Raw genomic sequence first — 2556 nt, forward strand, 5'->3', positions numbered from 1 at the left:
GTTATTAAAGCTTGTACATCTATCTTTTTAACGATTGACCTTAGGAGTCGATAATGAACTACAAGGCTATTCTCTTTAGTGTGTTTTCCCTTGCTGTTTTTCAAACAGCAGCAGCTCAGACTACTATCGAAAACGAAGTTAATGTTTCGTCACCAACGCCGGCCAATTATGATTGTAGCTGGCCTAACATTGTACATCTGGTAACTGGCCGTTTTATTGCAATAGTTAACCGGCATGGTTTTGACAGAAATGCATACATTTTCCGACAAAATAATGGAACAAATATATGTGTTCAATCTGACCCAGTTGCCGCAGGTTTTAATAATGATCGATCTGAGGCGATTAGAAATGCTTTCTTGATGAATTCACAAGTAACTATCAGTACAGGTTCAAACGGAACTGTTGTTAGTTTGCGTGTAGATAATTAGATCCTGTCGCATTAGTGTAGGTAAGTCAGAAAAAGTTGTGCTGCCTGTTTTTAGGCAGCCAACAAATAAAGGAGAGCATGAAAAAGTGTGATCTTACCCAGCAATAGTGGACACGGTATTAAGTGAGTGAACTCTTAACCCAGACGTGACTCATGGCTAAACCATCAGCAACGAAAAACAAACCTCGTAAACAACACACGCCCGCCTTTCGGGACGAAACGCTTAAGCTTGCTCAACGTATTGGCGTGGTCGCAGCCGCACGCGAACTCGGTCTGTATGAATCGCAACTTTATGTCTAGCGTAGCAAACAACAGCAGCAACTGACATCATCCTCGCGTGAAAGCGAACTTGCTGTCGAAAATGTCCGGCTCAAGCACCAACTGGCAGAACGAGATGAAGAGTTGGCCATTCTCCAAAAGGCCGCGACATACTTTGCGAAGCGCCTGAAATGAAGTATATCTTTATCGAAATCATCAGACTGAGTTCAGTGTAAGTATCCCAGCTTTAGGTCCACACACTTTTTGAGATTTCCGGTTTCTGATCCCTTCCCAATATTGATGCCAGGATAAATCAGAGACTCCGGCCTTTTTGCAGACTTCGGATAAACTCCTCCGGCGTCTGATTATTTAAAGATGAATGCGGTCTTTGCTGGTTATATTCCTGCCGCCACTTCTCGATCTTCTCCTGAGCATCTTCCAGTGACAGGAACCAGTACACATTCAAACACTCATCACGCAGGCTACCGTTGAATGACTCGACCGGAGCATTTTCTGTCGGTTTGCCGGGGCGTGAGAAGTCCATTGTCACCTTATTTTCGTATGCCCATCGATCAAGCGCTTTAGAGATAAATTCGCTGCCATTATCAGTTTGCAACCGGCGGGGGATACGCCGATGCAGTTGCTTCAGGCGCTCCATAACAGCCACCACATCATCCCCGCGCAACCCTTTACCCACCTCGATCGCCAGGCATTCACGACTAAAATTATCCACTACAGTTAGGGCGAGTATCCGACGTCCGTTGAACAGATTATCAGCAACAAAATCCATGCTCCAGCACTGATCTAACCTCGCGGCGCAATAGAATATGAATACGCGGGCAACCATAGCGGATCCGCGTCTCCGCAATTTCTCTTATCCGGTGAGTCAGGGCCCTGTCATCACGACAACTACGATAGTGGTATACCGTGCGACTCTACATCATTAAACGGCAACTACGACGCAGGCCGATACGATATGCATCCAGCAGGTAAGTCACCGCTTCACGCTTCTGGATGGGCCTCAGAACTTTTTTCGAATGACGTCCTGAAGCATTTCTTTATCCAGACTGAGGTCCGCCACCAGACACTTGAGCCGTTGGTTTTCGTCCTCAAGCTGCCGCAAACGGCGCAGTTCCGTTACGCCCATCCCGCCAAATTTTTTCTTCCCGTTATAAAAAGTGGCTTCAGAAATACCCATCTTTCTGCACACTTCCTCCACCCGAGTGCCTGTTTCGGCCTGTTTAAGGGCAAATGCTATCTGTTCTTCGGTATAACGGGTCTTTTTCATGGTTGATATGCCTCTCAGTGAGATGAAAGAAAGACCGGATACTTCAGTTTAGGCTGGCACTGTTTTCAGGGTGAAGATCATTCTCAGCCATCAGCCGGTATTCTTCCGGTGTCAGGTTATTCAGGGATTCATGGCTCGCTCACTATTGTATTCATTCAGCCAGCGTTCCGTGATTTCCCGTGCTTCGTTCAGCGTTCTGAATAAGTAAAAATCCAGTATTTCTGTCCGGTACGTCCTGTTAAAACGTTCGATATACGCGTTCTGTGTCGGCTTACCCGGCTTGATAAATTCCAGCATCACACCATGGTCTTCTGCCCATTGTGCCAATGCCAGCGACACCAGTTCTGGTCCAATATCCATCGGCATCTTCAGCATATATCCACGGTTTGCCACTATCCTGTCCAGCACCCGGACGACCCGCTGTGCAGGGATATTAAGGTCAATTTCTTTTGCCAGAGCTTCGCGGTTAAAATGGGCTTGTTGCAAATAATGAGAGTCGGTGATTTTACTCATTGATGGGGGAAATAATTAGGCTAAAACCGTCTCAATGTTAAAGAGCCGATTCATAAAGGCGGATCTTTCC

At 46.4% G+C, this 2556-nt stretch carries 1 protein-coding gene and 3 pseudogenes; 2 read left to right on the forward strand and 2 right to left on the reverse strand.

What is annotated here, in order from left to right; translation table 11 throughout:
• Nucleotides 1–53: 53 nt before the first annotated feature.
• Nucleotides 54–428, forward strand: a complete 375-nt coding sequence (locus tag V2A85_RS23030; protein WP_420072479.1) for a hypothetical protein — start codon at nucleotides 54–56, stop codon at nucleotides 426–428.
• A gap of 152 nt (nucleotides 429–580) precedes the next feature.
• Nucleotides 581–920 (forward strand): annotated as a pseudogene (locus V2A85_RS23035) (transposase); the annotation flags it as partial.
• A gap of 78 nt (nucleotides 921–998) precedes the next feature.
• Here V2A85_RS23035 and V2A85_RS23040 read toward each other — a convergent pair.
• Both V2A85_RS23040 and V2A85_RS23045 read right to left on the reverse strand, forming a co-directional pair.
• Nucleotides 999–1973 (reverse strand): annotated as a pseudogene (locus tag V2A85_RS23040) (IS3 family transposase).
• A gap of 43 nt (nucleotides 1974–2016) precedes the next feature.
• Nucleotides 2017–2444, reverse strand: a pseudogene (locus V2A85_RS23045) (integrase core domain-containing protein); the annotation flags it as partial.
• Between the last annotated feature and the right edge of the window lie 112 nt (nucleotides 2445–2556).

Origin of the sequence: Yersinia sp. 1252 StPb PI (genome assembly GCF_048593885.1) — a bacterium.
Lineage (GTDB): Bacteria > Pseudomonadota > Gammaproteobacteria > Enterobacterales > Enterobacteriaceae > Yersinia > Yersinia enterocolitica_E.